We start from the raw sequence: 17086 nt of genomic DNA, 5'->3' as shown, positions 1-17086 counted from the left end.
TTATTTCTTTAATTGCTGATCGATCAGGGCGACCAGTTTATCAAATTCTTCCGGACTATATCCTGTAGACTGATAAATGATTTTCCCGCTGGCATCGATCAATACATTCCTGGGAATACCATCTGTTGCAAATTTGCTGAAGATGCTACGGTCCAGATCAGGAAGAATAGGGAATGTAAAGCCTTTCTTTGCTTTGAAAGGAATGAGTTTTTCCCAGCCTTCTTCTCTGCCAAAAACAAAAAAGGCAAATTTGGGATTGTCTTTGTGTTTATCCCATACTTTCTTTTGAGCTTCCGGTAGCTCTGCATTGCAGGGAGGACACCAGGTAGCAAAGAAATTAATCCATACCAGTTTACCTTTATAGTCGGAGATATTTACTTTTTTTCCTTTTTCTTTTTCAAAAGAAAAGGAAGGTACTTTATTACCGATAGCAGTATAAAAACCTGTCTGGGCAAAGGTGGCGATCGTGATAAAAGATAATAATACCGGGAATAATATCCTTTTCATATGTATAGTTTAAAACTTATTCTTCTGCTTCAATTGTATCTCCTTCCATTTCCAGATAAGTGACATTGATGTTGAGGATCTCTCTGGCAGGGATAATCACCATGTCACCGGGTAAACGGATAGGATCGCCGGGTTCATTGGCATAAAAACTGGATCTTTCCGTACCCGGTGCACCCTGCTGATCAGAAATAGCCCTGCTGCGCAGGTCCCTTCTCATTACCTGGGTAAGTACAATATAATCAAGTTCGGTAGATTTTGTCTGGAAGTAATAATTTTCAAGATACCCTGAATAGATCAATGTCGCTTCTTTGGAAGTAGTCACCACATGCAAAAGGATCACATCAAAGTTCTTATCTGCATATTTACCATCGAATAGTTCGTACCATTCATTTCCTGCCCCCAGGAGGGAGATGATCTTATTACTCAGCCATTCATTTTTAACGATACGCCAGCTTACCAGGAATGCCACGCCAAAGGCAAAGAGTACATATGAAAGGAATATCACGATATCCCATCCCAGTATCTTATTACTGATATGAAAATCGCGGTTGGAATAGATGATATTCAGGATGAGATCATACTTCACCTGTATGCCCAATAAATAGATAATTGGCAGCAACACAAGATGCGTACATATGGGTACTAATATAAAAAGCCAGATAGTGTCTGTGATGGAAAGAGCCCCTAGTAATTCCTTTAATTGGCGATGGTTGTTGAGGGCTAACCTGAAGGAAATGGCGGGTATAAAAAGCAATGTTATCAGGAACGCACCTATTGCAATGTTCATGTATTATATCAGGGTAGAGAAACGTTTACCTTGCGCACTGTAAATTCAATGATTTTGTTCGTATTGTCCAGGGCCGCCTTGAATTTTACCGGCTCCCCGTTTGAAATCCGGTCACTGTTATTATCCACCGCTTTTGATAAAGCACTTGCAGCTTTACTGTTGCGGAGAAATGCGAGCCCGAGTTTACTGATCTTTGCCTTCATAAAGTATTAATTTGATACCTACAACACAAATATAACAAAAAAGAGGCCATTTTGCAAACCGTAATATCATTACGATCATTTATGTTTATACACAAGTAAGCGTAAAGCATTGAATACCACTATAATAGTAGACCCTTCATGTCCTATTACAGCCGGACCGATACTCGCTATGCCCAGCAGGGTAAGCGGGATTAACACCGCGACCATACCCAGACTGATAAACAGGTTCTGTTTGATGATGCCGTTGGCCTTGCGGCTGAGTGCGATGGCGAAAGGCAGTTTGTCCAGCCGGTCTCCCATCAGGGCAATATCCGCAGTTTCCAGGGCTACATCTGAACCGGCGGCTCCCATAGCAATACCTACGGTACTGTTCGCCATTGCCGGGGCATCATTCACCCCATCTCCGACCATGGCCACTTTCCCTTCGGAAGCGATCAGCTCTTTGATGGCAGCGACTTTCTGTTCGGGTAACAGGTTTCCCCAGGCATCTGTAAGACCAATTGCCCTTGCAATCGCATCTGCGACCCGCTGACTATCCCCGGATAACATGATCATCTTCCGGATACCACCTTCTTTTAAAAGCTGCAATACTTCCTTTGCCTCTTCTCTGGGAGTGTCCATCATTGTAACGATCCCTAAAAATTTATCATTTTTCTTTACTATCATGGAAGTATGCCCCTCACTTTCCAGCGAAGTAATCTGATCACTTAATTCAGGCGTTATAGTGCTTTCAAACATCAAACGGTTGCCTATCTGAACAGTACTGTTCTGCCATTTCGCTTTCACTCCTTTGCCCTGTATTGCTTCCAGTTCCTGCGCCTGAGCGATCGTTATACCTTTCAGTTTTTCTGTACCGTCTGTAACCAGTGCCTTCGCCAGCGGATGATCACTCAATGCTTCTACAGCTACAACAGCTTCCAGTAAGTCCTCTTCGCTGATTCCTTCTGAAGGGATGATGTTGGTCAGCCGGGGTTTTCCGGCAGTAAGTGTACCTGTTTTATCGAATGCCAGGGCGGTGAGTGTACCAAGGTCTTCTAACGGTCTGCCACCTTTTATCAGCACACCTTCTCTGGCGGCCCGGGCTACACCACTTAACACAGCGCTGGGAGTGGCTATAGCCAATGCGCATGGACTGGCAGCTACCAGCACAGACATGGCACGGTAAAAACTCTGACTGAAGGTTTCGTTTATTACTAAAAATGCAAAGCATAACAGCACGACGAATATCAATACAACCGGTACAAAAACCTTTTGCAGTTTATCGGTAAACCGTTGAGTGGGAGATTTCTGCTGCTGCCCTTCGTTAACAAGTTTTATTAATCTTGAGATAGTAGAATCTGATGCAGGCCTTGATACTTTTATTTCCAGGGAACCGTTACCGTTGATGGATCCCGTGAATACATTGCTCTTTACCTGTTTTTCTACAGGCATACTTTCTCCGGTGATGGGCGCCTGGTTTACACTGCTGTTACCTTGTACTACTTCTCCATCTGCGGGGATTTTAGTGTTAGGTTTTACAACGATGATATCCCCCGGTTTTAACTGTTCAATTCCTACTTCCTTCCCGTCTTTCAGCCAGGCCGTTTTAGGCGCCAGTTCAGCCAGGGCAGATATCGATTTATGTGCCTTGTTCATGGCATAGTGTTCCAGCGAATGTCCCAGGCTAAAGAGGAACAGTAATAATGCACCTTCTGCCCAGTCGCCTAAGATAGCTGCCCCTACGGCAGCCACCAGCATTAAAGAATCGATATCAAAAGTGCCTGATCTGATATTTTCAATGGCTTCTTTGGCGGTGTAGAAACCACCAAAGAAATAAGCGCTTATATAAAATGCAAGAGGGACCCAGTGAATATTGGTGATAAATGACAAAGCGAAACCAGTTGCCAGCAGACCACCGCAGATCAGACTAAAAATGAGTTCCGTATTTTTACCAAACCAACCTCCGTGTTCATGATCGTGTGTGTGAGGATGCCCCTGCTTATGTTCATGATCGTGATTACAATTATGCTTTTGTTCCATTTTCATAGTTTAATGTTCTTCCTCTTCTTCACTATTTTTCATCTTCGAATATAAGGCATAAGCGCCTTTCAAAACTACCTTCGTATTTAATTTATCAAAGCCCTGCGGTAACATAATCTCTGTGAACCCCAATTCACTGCTACCCTTTTCAACAGCTATCATTTCATACTGATATTGTCCTTTCTCAATAAAAATGTAAGGTTTGTCCTCGAACTGTACAATGGCTTCATCAGGCAAGGCATCTACCATAGCGTTTCCTGTTTCTATCCAGGCTGTCAGGTACATACCAGGTAGTAGTTGTTTGTCTTCATTATCCAGGTGGCAATGTACCTGCACCGTACGTTCATCACTGATCTGCCGGCCTATCAGGTGTACTTTTGCTGTGCGCTGTTTACTTTCATTCGCCAGTGTGAAACGTACCCGTTGTCCTTCTTTCAGTTTGGGCAGGTCTCTTTCAAAGACGGTTAATTCAGCATGCAGGTGTTCCGTATTCACGATTTCAAACAGCTTGTCACTGGGGTTTACAAAAGCGCCTACATTGGTGTTCACTTCTGTAACATAGCCTGTGATGGGGCTATACAGGGAAATAATGCTTTGTATTTTTCCCGCGTCCAATGCTTTCATATCAATATTCAGCAGTTTTAGTTTTTCTTTAAGGCCATTGATCTTTGCCATTAAAGAGAAATAGTTTGCCTTCGACTGCTCATATACTTTTTTCGCGTTCACATTTTCTTTTGCCAGCGAGGTTTCCCGTTCATAATCCGCCTGCAGGTATTCTTCCTGGCTTTTATTCTCCAGGTAGTCCTGTTGCAACTGGATCAGGTCCGGGTGTTGCAGCGTAGCAACAACCTCGCCTTTTTTTATCAGAGAGCCCTGCAGCAGTTCTGTATTCTTAATAAATGCCCCAAAAGGAGCTGCAATGGTAATCAGGCTTTGCGGTGGAACATCCAGTTTCCCGTTGGCTTTGATATTACTGCTGATCTGCTTTAATCCGATTTTACCGGTTGTTATACCGGCATTGGTATATTGAGCGGATGTTAATTCAACTATGGAGGAAGCTCCTTCTTCATGAGGCGCTTCTGCTTTTGGGGTTTTACTCCCGCAGGCGGTGATGATAAAAAATAAGCTACTGTATATGAGGCGTTTCATTTTTTGTTGGTTTAATCATTTCAGATAACACATAAAGACAGGGCAATACCAGTAAAGTAAGGATGGTAGCTGTGAGCAATCCACCGATGACTACAGTGGCCAGCGGTTTCTGTACTTCTGCCCCGCTGCCGTGCGACAAAGCCATTGGCAGGAATCCCAGGGAGGCTACGGTGGCAGTCATGATTACAGGGCGTAAACGGGTACGTGTTCCCTGCAGGACAATCTCTTTCAGGCTGGTAAGTCCTTCTTTTTTCAGACGGTTGAATTCAGCTATTAATACGATACCGTTTAGTACGGCTACCCCAAATAAAGCAATGAACCCTACAGCGGCGGAGATACTGAAAGGCATGTCCCTTATCCACAGCGCGATGATACCGCCGATGGCAGAAAGCGGGATAGCGGTATAAATCAGCAGCCCCTGTTTGATAGAGCCGAAGGTAAAGTAGAGTAACACGAAGATGAGTAACAGGGCTACCGGAACGGCCACTTTTAAACGTGTTCTTGCCTGTTGCAGGTTTTCAAAAGTTCCTCCGTAGGTGATGTAATAACCGGGCGACATTTTTACTTTCTCTGTTATTTTCTGCTGTAGTTCGCTGACGATACTTTCCACATCGCGGCCGCGGACATTAAAGCCGACGGTGATGCGGCGTTTGGCATCGTCACGCTGTATCTGGTTAGGCCCTACTTTCAGTTCTATGTCTGCCAGCTCAGTGATGGGCACCTGCACACCATTGGGAGCGGTGATGTATAATCCTTTTACATCATCCAGGTACTGGCGGTTTTCCTTATCCAGTCGTACGACAAGGTCGAAGCGTTTTTCGCCCTCATATACAATGCCGGCGCTTTTACCTGCAAATGCGGTGTTGATGACATCATTGATGTCTTCAATGTTTAGTCCGAAGCGGGCTATCAGATCCCGTTTGTAGTTGATGACGATTTGTGGCAGTCCTGTTACCTGTTCTACGTAGAGGTCTTTTGCACCTTTGATCCTTCCCGCCACTGCCCCTACTTTTTGCGCATAAGCAGCTAACAGGTCCAGGTCTTCTCCGTAGATCTTTATCACTACGTCCTGACGGGCGCCGGTCATCAGTTCATTGAAGCGCATTTGAATCGGCTGCTGGAAACCGAAGGTAACACCGGGCATTTCTTCCAGCGCTGCGGACATCCTTTCTGCCAGTTCCGGCGTAGCGGTGGCTTTGTTTTTCAACACCACGATAAGATCGCAGGCTTCTACAGGCATAGGATCTGTAGGAATTTCCCCGCTTCCGATCTTGCCTACCACTTCTTTTACTTCATTGGGGAAGGTTTTTAAGATAATGCCTGCGGCTTTATCAGCAGCCGCAATTGTTTCAGACATGCTGCTGCCTTTTAATACACGCATTTCCACAGCAAAATCGCCTTCGTCTAAAGAGGGGATGAACTCAGCCCCCAGCCGGTTGAACAGTAGCAGGCTAAGGCCCAGTAATATCATGGCCGACATCACGATACTCTTTTTGAAACGCAGTGCAAAGCGGATCAGCGGGTTATACACCCGGTAAAAGAAGTCCATGATCTTATCGGAGAAGGTACGTCTGGAAGAGATGTTTTTGTTCAAAAACAAAGCGCTGACCATTGGCACATAGGTAAGCGATAAAATAAAGGCCCCTGCGATGGCAAATGCCACCGTTTGTGCCATTGGACGGAACATTTTACCTTCTATGCCCGCGAGGGCCAGAATGGGGAGATAAACGATCAATATGATGATTTCCCCGAAGGCTGCAGAAGTACGTATACGGCTGGCGGACTGGTATACTTCCTCATCCATTTCTTTCTGGGTAAGTTTGTTACCGGTATTACGTAATCCGAGGTGATGCATCGTTGCTTCCACGATAATCACGGCGCCATCTACTATCAATCCAAAATCTATAGCACCCAGGCTCATCAGGTTACCGGATACGTTGAAGAGTCGCATCATGCAAACCGCAAACAACATTGCCAGCGGGATTACGGAGGCCACTATCAGTCCTGCCCGGAAGTTGCCCAGCAGCAATACCAGTACAAAGATGACGATCAATGCCCCTTCTGCAAGGTTACGGGTGACTGTCGCGATCGCATTGTTCACCAGTTTTGTACGGTCCAGGAAGGGTTCTATCAGCACACCTTCGGGTAATGTCTTTTCTATCTGTGTAATGCGTTTTTTTACATCGGCAATTACAGCAGAGGAATTCGCCCCTTTCAGCATCATCACGATAGCGCCTACCCTTTCACCTTCGGTATTCCGCGTCATAGCCCCATAACGGATGGCATGTCCGAAGCTTACTTTCCCAACATTGGCAATCAGCACGGGAATACCATTGCGGTTGCTTTTGACCACGATGTTACTGATATCATCCAGTTGACTGATCAGCCCTTCACTCCTGATGAAATAGGCATTCGGTCTTTTATCTATATAAGCGCCGCCTGTATTCTGGTTGTTTTTCTCCAGGGCGGTAAATACGTCGCTGATACCCAGGTTCATGCTACGGAGTTTCTCCGGGTCCAGGGCTATTTCGTATTGTTTGAGGTATCCTCCCAAGCTACTTACGTCTGCTACTCCCGGTACGCCCAGTAACTGTCTGCGCACGATCCAGTCCTGTATAGTACGCAGGTCCATGGCAGAGTATTTCTTTTCGTAGCCGGGTTTGGTATGAATTACGTACTGGTAAATCTCTCCCAGTCCGGTAGTAAGCGGTGCCAGTTCAGGGTTCCCCACTCCTGCCGGGATCTGTTCCCGGACAGATGCCAGGCGTTCACTCACCTGTTGTCTGGCCCAGTACACATCTGTTTTATCTTCAAACACGACGGTCACCACGCTAAGGCCAAAGCGTGAGAAGGAACGTACTTCTGTAATTTCCGGGATAGTCGCCACGGACTGTTCTACCGGGAAAGTAACCAGCCGTTCAATATCCTGTGCAGCCTGTGAAGGCGCGGTAGTAATGATCTGTACCTGGTTATTTGTTATATCGGGTACGGCATCGATGGGCAGTCCTCTCAAACTGGAGATTCCCCATATGATCAGTACCAGTGTAAACAATGCTATGACCAGCTTATTCCGTATGGAAAAGCTGATGATCTTATCGAGCATGCAACTGATTTAATTGAGTAATAGATGATTCCTGCGATGTGGGATCAGGCCCGTGGAGGGTTCCAGCAGGAAAAGCTAAAGCTTTGGAGAGTAGCCGGTTGATAAGCTGCGTAATGTGGTTCGTTGGTGCTTTCAACGGCAGCCATCTGTAATGGCTTTTCGAGGATTACGGGAACGGAGCAACTATGGCAGCTGTAAAAAGGAGAACAGCTCCCTTGTGGTTCTTTATGACCGCCGGCACCCATTTCCTGATCTGCAGTACACTTATCGAAAGCGCAGCAGGGAATGACTGCCATCAGCAGTACATAAATGGATAATATGAGTGTGAGCATCTTCAAACCGGGTCAAATATAAAATATTCTGTACTTTAAAGGAGGATAAAAGATTGCAACGTTGATGAATATTATACTTTAAGACTCTCTGAAAGGCTTCGGAAGATACATCTCCTCCGTTTATCTTTCGTTAATTACGGAGGATAAACGGAAGAGATGTATCTTCCGAAGCTTTTAATGAGTTATTCTGGTGTACTTTTAGTTGCCTGGCACCGGAGAAATTAATACTTTGCTATTCTTCTGGCAGGAATATTTGTTACCTTGGCGGTCAGATCGTTTGCATACCCGAGTCCCTTCATCTTTCTCGCCATATGTTTTCGGAACTCTGTTTTACCATCTCTGTGGCCCATGTCGTAAAATATATCTAATCTTAGATTCTTGCGAAAATATCTAACCTTCAAATAGTCATCTAACATCTGCTCAGTTACGAGCCCCACCTCCTTCAGCTTTATCGCCATCTCTTTTTTCGCTTCGGCTTTACCATCTGCGTAACCAATCTTATAATATGTATCTAATTTTACGTTCGCACGATAATCTTTATCCTTCAAAAGGATCTCCATTGTTATTGGCATTGTATTCAATTTAAGATTAACATTGTAATTACGAAGTTTCAGGAGATAGATATGATTACTTACAACAGCTCTATTTCTTCAACAGGAATATTTGTTGCCCGGGCAATCAACTCAGTTGCGACCCCAAGCGCTTTCATATTTATTGCTATCTTTTTTTGGGCTTTTGCTTCCCCTTTTGCTTCCGCTATTTCTCCCCATCTCTTGTAAATGATATCTGATTCTACATTCTTGAGATAGTCTTCATCCTCTATAAATGTTTCCACTGATAATATCATGCTGTTTAATTTAAGATTAATATTGTCATTACGAAGTTTCCCTAAAACCTTCAACTGGTTATAGAAGTGGCTTTGCTGAAGGTTTCCATCAGCGGATGTCTTTACTTCCTGCAAAATATTTGCTATTGCTTTGTCTTCCCCATCCTTTTCAAAATTAGCCAAAATTGCAAATATTTTTGTTGCAGGGTCTTCTGATTCCAGAAAAAATTTATAGTCGAAATTTTTTAGTGAAAGAATGTGATACCAGAATTTTAAGTTTTCAAAATCGAGATTTGTAGACATTGTAACTTTACCTTTACCAATAAAAATGACGTATTGCTTTACAGGTATACGGTATTTACGTTGCAGCATCACCGCATACTCTGCCATGCGGTAAACCATGTTTTTATCATTCTGAGTTTGCCACTCTAAATGGAGTACAAACGTATTATCATTTTGGTCTGTGACTTTCTTTATTAAATCTGGCTTTCTTTCCTTTGTATACTGCAGCTCTCCGGGAATTTCCTCAGTATCAGAAATATCCAGATCTAATATATTTTTGATAACAACAGGCAATAGAGATTCCATATTCTCTTTGACAATCTTATCATATTTATTTCCCTGTATTGGGGACATAACTTCCTCTTTCATTTAATTAGTTAAATGATTAAAAAATAAAACGAGTTATGTTCAACAGGAGATAAAACGAATGAGAGTTAATATAAAAACAGCCCGTGATGATGATTCACCAGGGCTGCTTCAATATTGTTCAGCAAATGTAAGAGAAAAGTAAATCCGACAAAAAAAATATTTACTCAGATCGTAAACTTTTTACCGGATTTGACAATGCTGCTTTTACTGACTGATAACTAACAGAAAGGAATGCGATCAGAATGGCCATTATGCCAGCAAAGAGGAACATCCACCAGCTGATGGAAATGCGATAAGCGAAATTGTCCAGCCATTTGTTCATGACCAGCCAGGAAACAGGAAAAGCGATGATCAGGGCCACCGCTACCAGTTTGATGAAATCTTTTGAGAGCATTGCGACAATACCCGCCGCACTGGCGCCCAGCACTTTTCGCACACCGATCTCCTTGATACGCTTTTGCGTTGCGAAGGTGGCAAGGCCAAACAATCCAAGACAGGAAATAATAACAGACAGTACAGAAAATACGTTAAACAGTTTACCCATGCGTTGCTCCGCGATGTATAAGCGGCCCAGGTCATCATCAACAAAACCCTGTAAAAAGGGGTATTCGGGAAATATAGGTTGCAATATGTTTCTGACATCACTCATGCTACGCTCAATACCTGCGGTCCTGGTTTTTACAACAATGAAGCCGGCAGTACCGTTGGCATAGCCATCATACGTTCTAAGTATAAGCGGTTCGATGGTCTGTTGTATAGGTTTGAAATTGAAATCTTTCACAATCCCGATAATCTCTCCTTCCCGCTCATCTACTGTTATCTTTTTACCCACTGCAGTAGCAACATCCATGTTAAATTTCTTCAGCGCTGTTTCATTCACAACATAATTCTTACTATCTGCTATATCATCCTTCCGAAAAAATCTTCCAGCCAGCAGCTTCATTCCAAATACACGGACAAAGTTTTCATCAACCCATATCTCCGGAGCAATGAATAAAGTTTCCTGATCCATACCCGGCCAGGTTACCTTCTGCCCCGTCTGCAGATCTGTGGGCAAATGACTGATCAGTGTATAGTCAGTGATCCGCGATTGTTCACTCAATTTCGTTTTCAGGGCTCTGAAATTTGCACTGAAGTCGCCCGCATCAGGGACTTTAGTATACAACAGGTTATCCTTATTAAACCCGATATCACGGTGACGGATGTACTGCAGCTGGTTAAATACTACCAGTGTACTGATGATTAAAATCACTGAAATAGAGAACTGCAATACTACCAGTCCGTTGCGGAAATAATTGGTACGTCCATGCAAATACTTTACTCCTTTCAACACCTTTACCGGGTTAAAAGAAGACAGGAAAAGAGCGGGGTAACTTCCGGAGATCACTCCCACTGCCACTGCAATAGCTAAGAGCAATCCTATATTTTTTACACTTAAAAGGTTGATAGAAATGGATTTTGCAGCAAGTGCATTAAACAAAGGCAGCAATAATATGACCAGGCCAATGCTGATCACCAGGGAAACAAGCGATAATAATAATGACTCGCTTAAAAACTGGAGTATCAATTGAAAACGTTGCGCTCCCACTGTTTTACGTAGCCCTACTTCTTTCGCCCGCTGGCCTGAAATAGCTGTAGATAAATTCATGAAGTTAATACAGGCAATCAACAGAATAAATATGGCTACCAATAAAAAAATAGTCACATACTGCTTATTTCCTCCACCCGCAACATCCATAAATAAACCGGGCTGCAGATGAATATCGGGAAGGGCCTGCAAATTATACGTACTTTTTATGTGAAAATTATCATTGCGGTCATGCATACTATTTACCTGCTTTTCCAGGGATGCGATGGCGGCAGGATTTCCATCTGCGTGTTCGTCGATCCACAGGTAACTGTATACATCAAAATTCCCCCATATCTCGCTGGGGTTCCTCTTCTTATCATATTGTTGTTTGGGCAACAGCATATCGAACTGCAGGTGCGAGTTATGCGGAATATCTTTCAGGATAGCATTCACTGTCAAAGTCATAGGTACACCTCCCGCATTATTCTCTAAACGAATCACTTTCCCCATTGCATTTCCGATACCTCCGAAATATTTCTTAGCGGCACTTTCTGTGATCACTATTTCATCGGGACTGGTAAGTAAGGTAGCAGGATCTCCTTTAACAACCGGGTAATTGAACATTCTGAGGAAGTTCGAATCTGCGTAAAAGATATTCTTATCGTCAAACTTCTGATGACCGATGGTAACAGTACTTTTTAAGGGAGCAATAGTTGTGGCCATTTTAACAGCCGGAATCTCCTTCTTTGCTGTTATACTCATTGGAATGGGCGTGATCGCCATATTCATATCCATTACATGTGATGTAATGCGATAGATATGAGCAGCATTTGTATTGAACCTGTCATAGCTCCGCTCGTCCTGTACCCATAAAAAAATGAGAATACTACAGGCCATCCCTGTAGCCAGCCCTATAATATTTAATCCGGAGAATAATTTATTCCTGGTCAGATTACGAAAGGCTGTTTTCAGATAGTTCCGGAACATAGCGGATAATTTATTTAATGGGGCTTATGCTAAAAAAGGGCCACTTTACTATATAATTGATAATCAATTAATAAAGATATCTATTTTGACAGATAATGTCCGGCTTTGGTACGGAAGCTGTCCGTAATTGGACATTATCCAAAATATTATTTTGCAAATAATACCAATTGGTATATTTTTACATTGTCTTAAGCGATTGATATGAGTAAAGCAGAAAGAACCAGGCAATATATCGTGGAGAAAACCGCTCCCATTTTTAATACGAAAGGGTATGCGGGCACTTCTTTAACAGATATGACCGAGGCTACCGGCTTAACGAAGGGGAGCATCTATGGTAATTTCGCCAATAAAGATGAAGTAGCATTAGCATCATTTGATTATAATCATAAGAAAGTGATCGCTATTATTCAGCAGGAGATGGAGAAAGAGAAGACTATGAAAGGTAAATTACTGGTATATGCCAATGTGTATGAGAACTTCATGAAACTGCCTTTCCCAAAAGGAGGATGCCCACTGTTGAATACTGCCACTGAAGCAGACGACACGCATCCGCAGCTGAGAGAAAAAGTAGGCGACGCGATTACCAGCTGGAAAAACAAGCTCGTAGCTTATCTGAAAGAAGGGGCTGAGAACAAAGAATTTAAAATGCCGGCAAACCCCGATCAGTGGGCGCTGACGATGATAGCCACCATTGAAGGCGCTATCATGCTAGTACAGGCAACCGGTAAACTGAACTACAGGAAACTGGTGTTACAGTCAGTAGAAAAAATGATCCTCGATCTATAACTCTTTTTTTAATTATAAATATACCAATCGGTATAATATTAAAACAAACAAAATGAAAACAACAAACAATACCGTTCTTATCACTGGCGGTAGCCTGGGTATAGGCTTTGAAATAGCAAAATCTTTATCCGAACAGGGGAATCATGTGATCATCACCGGCAGAAATGCAGAAAGACTGGAAAAAGCTGCTGCTCAATTAAAGAATGTAACGCCGATCGTTTCCGATGTGGCCAATGAACAGGATATTGATAAACTGGTGCAGACGCTGAACACACAGTTTCCGAAACTGAACGTCGTGATTAATAACGCAGGTTTTTCTTACGTGTATAAACTGGCAGATCATGCAGACGCTGCAAAGAAAGCCAAAGAAGAAATGCAGACCAACTTCTTCTCCATCGTTTATCTGAATGAAAAACTATTACCGCTGTTAAGTAAACAAACTGAAGCAGCTATCGTAAATGTATCTTCTATCGTAGCTTTTACGCCTGGTATTAACCTTCCTGGTTACAGCGCCAGTAAAGCCGCTCTTCATTCCTATACACAGGCACTCAGATTTACCTATCAGGCCAGCAGCGTGAAAGTATTTGAACTGATGCCTCCTCTTGTGAATACAACTTTCTCTACCGAAATAGGCGGTGAAAATGGTATCCCTCCTAAAGTTGTAGCAGATGAACTGTTGCAGTCATTAGCAACAGATAACTACGAAATTCGTGTAGCTGGTACAAACGACTTCTACAAATTATACCTCTCCTCTCCTTCTGATGCATTAAATGCAATGAACGCAAACAGATAAAAAAAATTGACCCTTATTATACCGATCGGTATAATAAGGGTCTTTAAGTTTCTACCCATGAACAGAACAATATTGCTGGTTACCGTTATTGCTGCTGCAGTAATGGAACTGATAGACACCTCTATCGTTAATGTGGCGTTATCGCACATGAGCGGTAATCTTGGAGCTACCCTGGAAGACACTTCCTGGGTCATCACTTCCTATGCTATCGCCAATGTGATCATCATCCCTATTACCGGTTTCCTGACCACCAAACTGGGTAGACGTAATTACTATATCGGCTCCATCATCGCCTTTACCTTCTTCTCTTTCATGTGCGGACAAGCCAGCAATATCTGGGTGCTCGTTGCTTTCCGTTTCCTGCAGGGCATAGGCGGCGGTGCTTTGTTGTCCGTATCTCAGGCAATTGTGTATGAACTGTTCCCTAAAGAGAAACTGAATGTGGCCAGCGCATTGTTCGGGATCGGTGTGTTCATTGGCCCAACGATAGGCCCCACTTTAGGTGGCTATATCACGGAGTTCTATTCATGGCCCTGGATATTTTATATCAACATTCCTATTGGTATCACTGCAGCGTCTGTATGCTATTCATTATTACATGAACCACTGATCAAACAAACAGCGGGAAAGGTAGACTGGCTGGGGATATTCCTGCTGGCTACAGGAGTAGGCTCTTTGCAGACAGTACTCGAAAGAGGTGAAGTGGATGACTGGTTTGATGCTAACTACATCGTATGCCTTTCTGTGATGGCTTTCTTTGGGTTATTGCTGTTCATCTGGTGGGAATTAAGAACAAAAACACCTGTCGTCAATTTAAGGGTGTTGAGAAGTAAGAATCTGAGTGTGGCGGCAATACTCACCTTTGTATCTGGGATAGGGCTGTTCAGCTCTGTATTCCTCACACCAGTGTTTTCCCAACGACTACTTAATTTCACGCCTTCACAAACAGGGTTACTGTTGTTACCGGGTGCATTGCTGGCCATTGGCGGCCTGATAATATCGGCCAGATTGCTGCAACGCGGCATTTCTCCTGTGGTGATGATTACTACTGGCATGCTGCTGTTTATGCTGTTTAGCTGGCAGATGTCGAGGTTAAGCCTGGATGCCAATGCATCGGATATTACAGTATCACTGATATGGAGAGCGATAGGACTGGCAGTCATTACAGTGCCGCTGGCCTCGCTGGCCGTCTCTTCGCTGGAGCCAAAGGATATTCCCCAGGGGGCTGCGCTGAATAATATGATGCGACAGCTGGGCGGTTCATTCGGGCTGGCGATTGTGAATACCTACCTTACACAGCGGAATGCAGTACATCGTTCCGACCTGGTAGCCAATATTACTACGGATAATCCGCTGGCAGTGAAAAGGCTGGCCGACTATACCAATTCATTCATCAGTAAAGGCGCCGGATTACTGGAAGCAAAAGGAAAGGCATTGAGATTGATCGACATGAATGTAACCAGGCAATCCAGTCTGATGAGCTTTGATGATGCTTATCTGCTGATAGGGCTTGTTTTCCTTCTTTCTTTACCTATTCTTTTATTAGCTTCGGGGAGAAAAGGCAAACCGGTACAGGTAGCCTTGTCTGACCATTAATGAAAAACAACTACGATACAATAGCCAGGTATTATGATTTCCTTAGCAGGACAATCTTCCAGCGTTCTATTATCAATGCGCAGGTATATCTTTTATCCCATATAAAACCAAATACTACCGTGCTGATCGTAGGCGGCGGAACAGGCTGGATACTTGAAAAGTTCCAGCCTTCCGGTCTTGAGATCACTTATGTAGAGATCTCCGAAAGCATGCTGACACTCTCTAAAAAAAGAGTACAGTATAACAATGTACAGTTCGTACATCAATCTATTGAAGAATTTACTTCCTCTCGTCAATATGATATCATCCTCACTCCTTTTCTCTTTGATAACTTCTCTGCCACTAATGCAGCTGTTATTTTTGAGAAATTACACACTTGCCTGAAAACCGGTGGGGACTGGTTATTTGCAGATTTTGTTGATGATCCCAAACAATTATGGCAGCAGATCATGCTGAAAACAATGTACATCTTCTTTAAAGTGTTCGCAAGGATAGAAGCCGGGAAACTGAATGATATGGATGGCCTCTTCAGCCGTTATCAATACCAGAAAATTGATGAGAGATTTTATTATGGCCGGTTTATATGCGCTGCCGTGTACAGAAAAGAATTATAACTGTCACCATTGTATGACGAACCCTTAGTACACGTACAATATTTTTAGAGAAACGATAAGATTGTCTTTAATAGTTGTTCGTGAGTAATATAGTTACCTTTTTCAAATTCGGCTTCTGCGTCAGCAAGTTCGTTATTGTACTCGAGAATGTTGATATTTTCAATTGCAGCTTGGCGGCTTTTTATAAATGTCTTTAACATTAACACTACGGATTTCTCTTCCGCGTCATTTAGTTGCATAAAATAGTCATGCATCTCTTCATCAATAACTTTAGGCATATAATATTCTGCTTTATACATATTTAATGATTTTTCCTATCCAACCAGATATTCCCCCTTCCCCATAATTTCTTAAGCTATGTTAATGGTTTTACTCACTGTTTTATACGATATTTGTTGTAACAAACAAAAAAGATATGGCAAGTTACATTTTACATAAGGCAGATACACGGGGACATGCAGATCATGGGTGGTTGAGTAGTCATCATACCTTCAGTTTTGCCAGTTACTATAATCCGGAAAGGATGCAATTCGGCGCCCTGCGGGTGTTTAACGATGATAAGGTAGCGGGTGGAAGAGGTTTCGACGCCCATCCGCATGATAATATGGAGATTATCAGCATTCCGCTGGAAGGGGACCTGGAGCATAAAGATAACCTGGGGAATACCGAGATCATCCGGCAGGGAGATATACAGGTAATGAGTACCGGTACCGGCGTATTCCATAGTGAGTATAATGCCAATAAGGACAGACCGGTGTCTTTTTTACAGATATGGCTGTTTCCCAATCAATTGAACGTAACGCCCAGGTACGACCAGATATCACTGGATATCAGGGACAAGAAGAACCAGTTGCAACAGATCATTTCACCTGATAAGGATGATGCCGGTACCTGGATCTACCAGGATGCCTGGTTTAATATGGGACTGTTTGATAAGGGAAAAGAGGTTAATTACAAGGTTAAAAAAGAGGGGAATGGCGTGTACGTGTTCGTATTAAGTGGCTCATTTACAATAGATGGACAGGCAGTAGGGACCAGGGATGGTATAGGCGTTAGCGGAGCCGGTAGTATTAATATAGTAGCTACGGATGAAAATGCAGAACTGCTGATCATGGATGTACCAATGCTTTGATAACCAACTTTATTTTATTATAGAAAACTAA

16 protein-coding genes are annotated in these 17086 nt (G+C 43.1%); 5 read left to right on the top strand and 11 right to left on the bottom strand.

Going from position 1 to position 17086, the window contains the following annotated elements; genetic code table 11:
• The 10 genes from GO495_RS07320 to GO495_RS07275 all read right to left on the bottom strand — a co-directional run bounded on the left by GO495_RS07320 (position 1) and on the right by GO495_RS07275 (position 12134).
• On the bottom strand, positions 1-507 hold the full coding sequence (locus tag GO495_RS07320) for a TlpA family protein disulfide reductase (RefSeq protein ID WP_157299019.1): 507 nt from the start codon (positions 505-507) through the stop codon (positions 1-3).
• Between the two features lie 16 nt (positions 508-523).
• Complete coding sequence (locus GO495_RS07315; protein WP_157299018.1) at positions 524-1294, bottom strand: hypothetical protein; 771 nt, start codon at positions 1292-1294, stop codon at positions 524-526.
• A gap of 8 nt (positions 1295-1302) precedes the next feature.
• The gene (locus GO495_RS07310; protein WP_157299017.1) at positions 1303-1497 is read right to left on the bottom strand and encodes a hypothetical protein; all 195 of its coding nucleotides are present in this window, start codon (positions 1495-1497) and stop codon (positions 1303-1305) included.
• A 75-nt stretch (positions 1498-1572) separates the two neighbouring features.
• Positions 1573-3516 carry a heavy metal translocating P-type ATPase gene (locus tag GO495_RS07305; protein WP_205691210.1) on the bottom strand — a complete coding sequence of 648 codons (1944 nt, stop codon included), beginning with the start codon at positions 3514-3516 and terminating at the stop codon, positions 1573-1575.
• A 9-nt stretch (positions 3517-3525) separates the two neighbouring features.
• On the bottom strand, positions 3526-4665 hold the full coding sequence (locus tag GO495_RS07300) for an efflux RND transporter periplasmic adaptor subunit (RefSeq protein ID WP_157299015.1): 1140 nt from the start codon (positions 4663-4665) through the stop codon (positions 3526-3528).
• Complete coding sequence (locus tag GO495_RS07295; RefSeq protein WP_157299014.1) at positions 4643-7768, bottom strand: efflux RND transporter permease subunit; 3126 nt, start codon at positions 7766-7768, stop codon at positions 4643-4645. Before GO495_RS07295 ends, GO495_RS07300 begins: the two co-directional genes overlap by 23 nt.
• Before the next feature lie 44 nt (positions 7769-7812).
• Positions 7813-8100, bottom strand: a complete 288-nt coding sequence (locus GO495_RS07290) for a hypothetical protein (protein ID WP_157299013.1) — start codon at positions 8098-8100, stop codon at positions 7813-7815.
• A 221-nt stretch (positions 8101-8321) separates the two neighbouring features.
• On the bottom strand, positions 8322-8672 hold the full coding sequence (locus GO495_RS07285) for a hypothetical protein (protein WP_157299012.1): 351 nt from the start codon (positions 8670-8672) through the stop codon (positions 8322-8324).
• 59 nt (positions 8673-8731) lie between these two features.
• Positions 8732-9577: an RpnC/YadD family protein gene (locus tag GO495_RS07280; RefSeq protein ID WP_157299011.1), complete on the bottom strand. Its 846-nt coding sequence runs from the start codon at positions 9575-9577 to the stop codon at positions 8732-8734.
• Positions 9578-9737: 160 nt separating this feature from the next.
• On the bottom strand, positions 9738-12134 hold the full coding sequence (locus GO495_RS07275; protein ID WP_157299010.1) for an ABC transporter permease: 2397 nt from the start codon (positions 12132-12134) through the stop codon (positions 9738-9740).
• 201 nt (positions 12135-12335) lie between these two features.
• On the opposite strand from GO495_RS07275, the gene GO495_RS07270 reads away from it, so the two are divergent.
• From GO495_RS07270 to GO495_RS07255, 4 genes are read left to right on the top strand one after another with little or no spacing between them, the layout of a single operon-like run.
• Positions 12336-12920, top strand: a complete 585-nt coding sequence (locus tag GO495_RS07270; RefSeq protein ID WP_157299009.1) for a TetR/AcrR family transcriptional regulator — start codon at positions 12336-12338, stop codon at positions 12918-12920.
• Between the two features lie 52 nt (positions 12921-12972).
• Entirely contained in the window at positions 12973-13713 is a 741-nt protein-coding gene (locus tag GO495_RS07265; RefSeq protein WP_157299008.1) for an SDR family oxidoreductase, read from the top strand.
• 57 nt (positions 13714-13770) lie between these two features.
• Entirely contained in the window at positions 13771-15309 is a 1539-nt protein-coding gene (locus GO495_RS07260; protein ID WP_157299007.1) for a DHA2 family efflux MFS transporter permease subunit, read from the top strand.
• Complete coding sequence (locus GO495_RS07255) at positions 15309-15923, top strand: class I SAM-dependent methyltransferase (RefSeq protein ID WP_157299006.1); 615 nt, start codon at positions 15309-15311, stop codon at positions 15921-15923. The genes GO495_RS07260 and GO495_RS07255 overlap by 1 nt, the downstream gene beginning before the upstream one ends.
• A 44-nt stretch (positions 15924-15967) precedes the next feature.
• Here the strand turns inward: GO495_RS07255 and GO495_RS07250 are convergent, their stop codons facing one another.
• Positions 15968-16222, bottom strand: coding sequence for a hypothetical protein (locus GO495_RS07250; protein WP_157299005.1), 255 nt, complete (start codon positions 16220-16222; stop codon positions 15968-15970).
• 116 nt (positions 16223-16338) lie between these two features.
• Between GO495_RS07250 and GO495_RS07245 the strand changes: the two genes are divergently transcribed.
• Entirely contained in the window at positions 16339-17055 is a 717-nt protein-coding gene (locus GO495_RS07245) for a pirin family protein (RefSeq protein WP_157299004.1), read from the top strand.
• The last annotated feature ends 31 nt before the right edge of the window (positions 17056-17086 follow it).

It is taken from the genome of Chitinophaga oryziterrae (genome assembly GCF_009758125.1).
GTDB classification, from domain to species: Bacteria; Bacteroidota; Bacteroidia; order Chitinophagales; family Chitinophagaceae; genus Chitinophaga; species Chitinophaga oryziterrae.
Note: the sequence above shows the minus strand (reverse complement) of the source record. Positions and strands in the feature narration are given on the sequence as shown.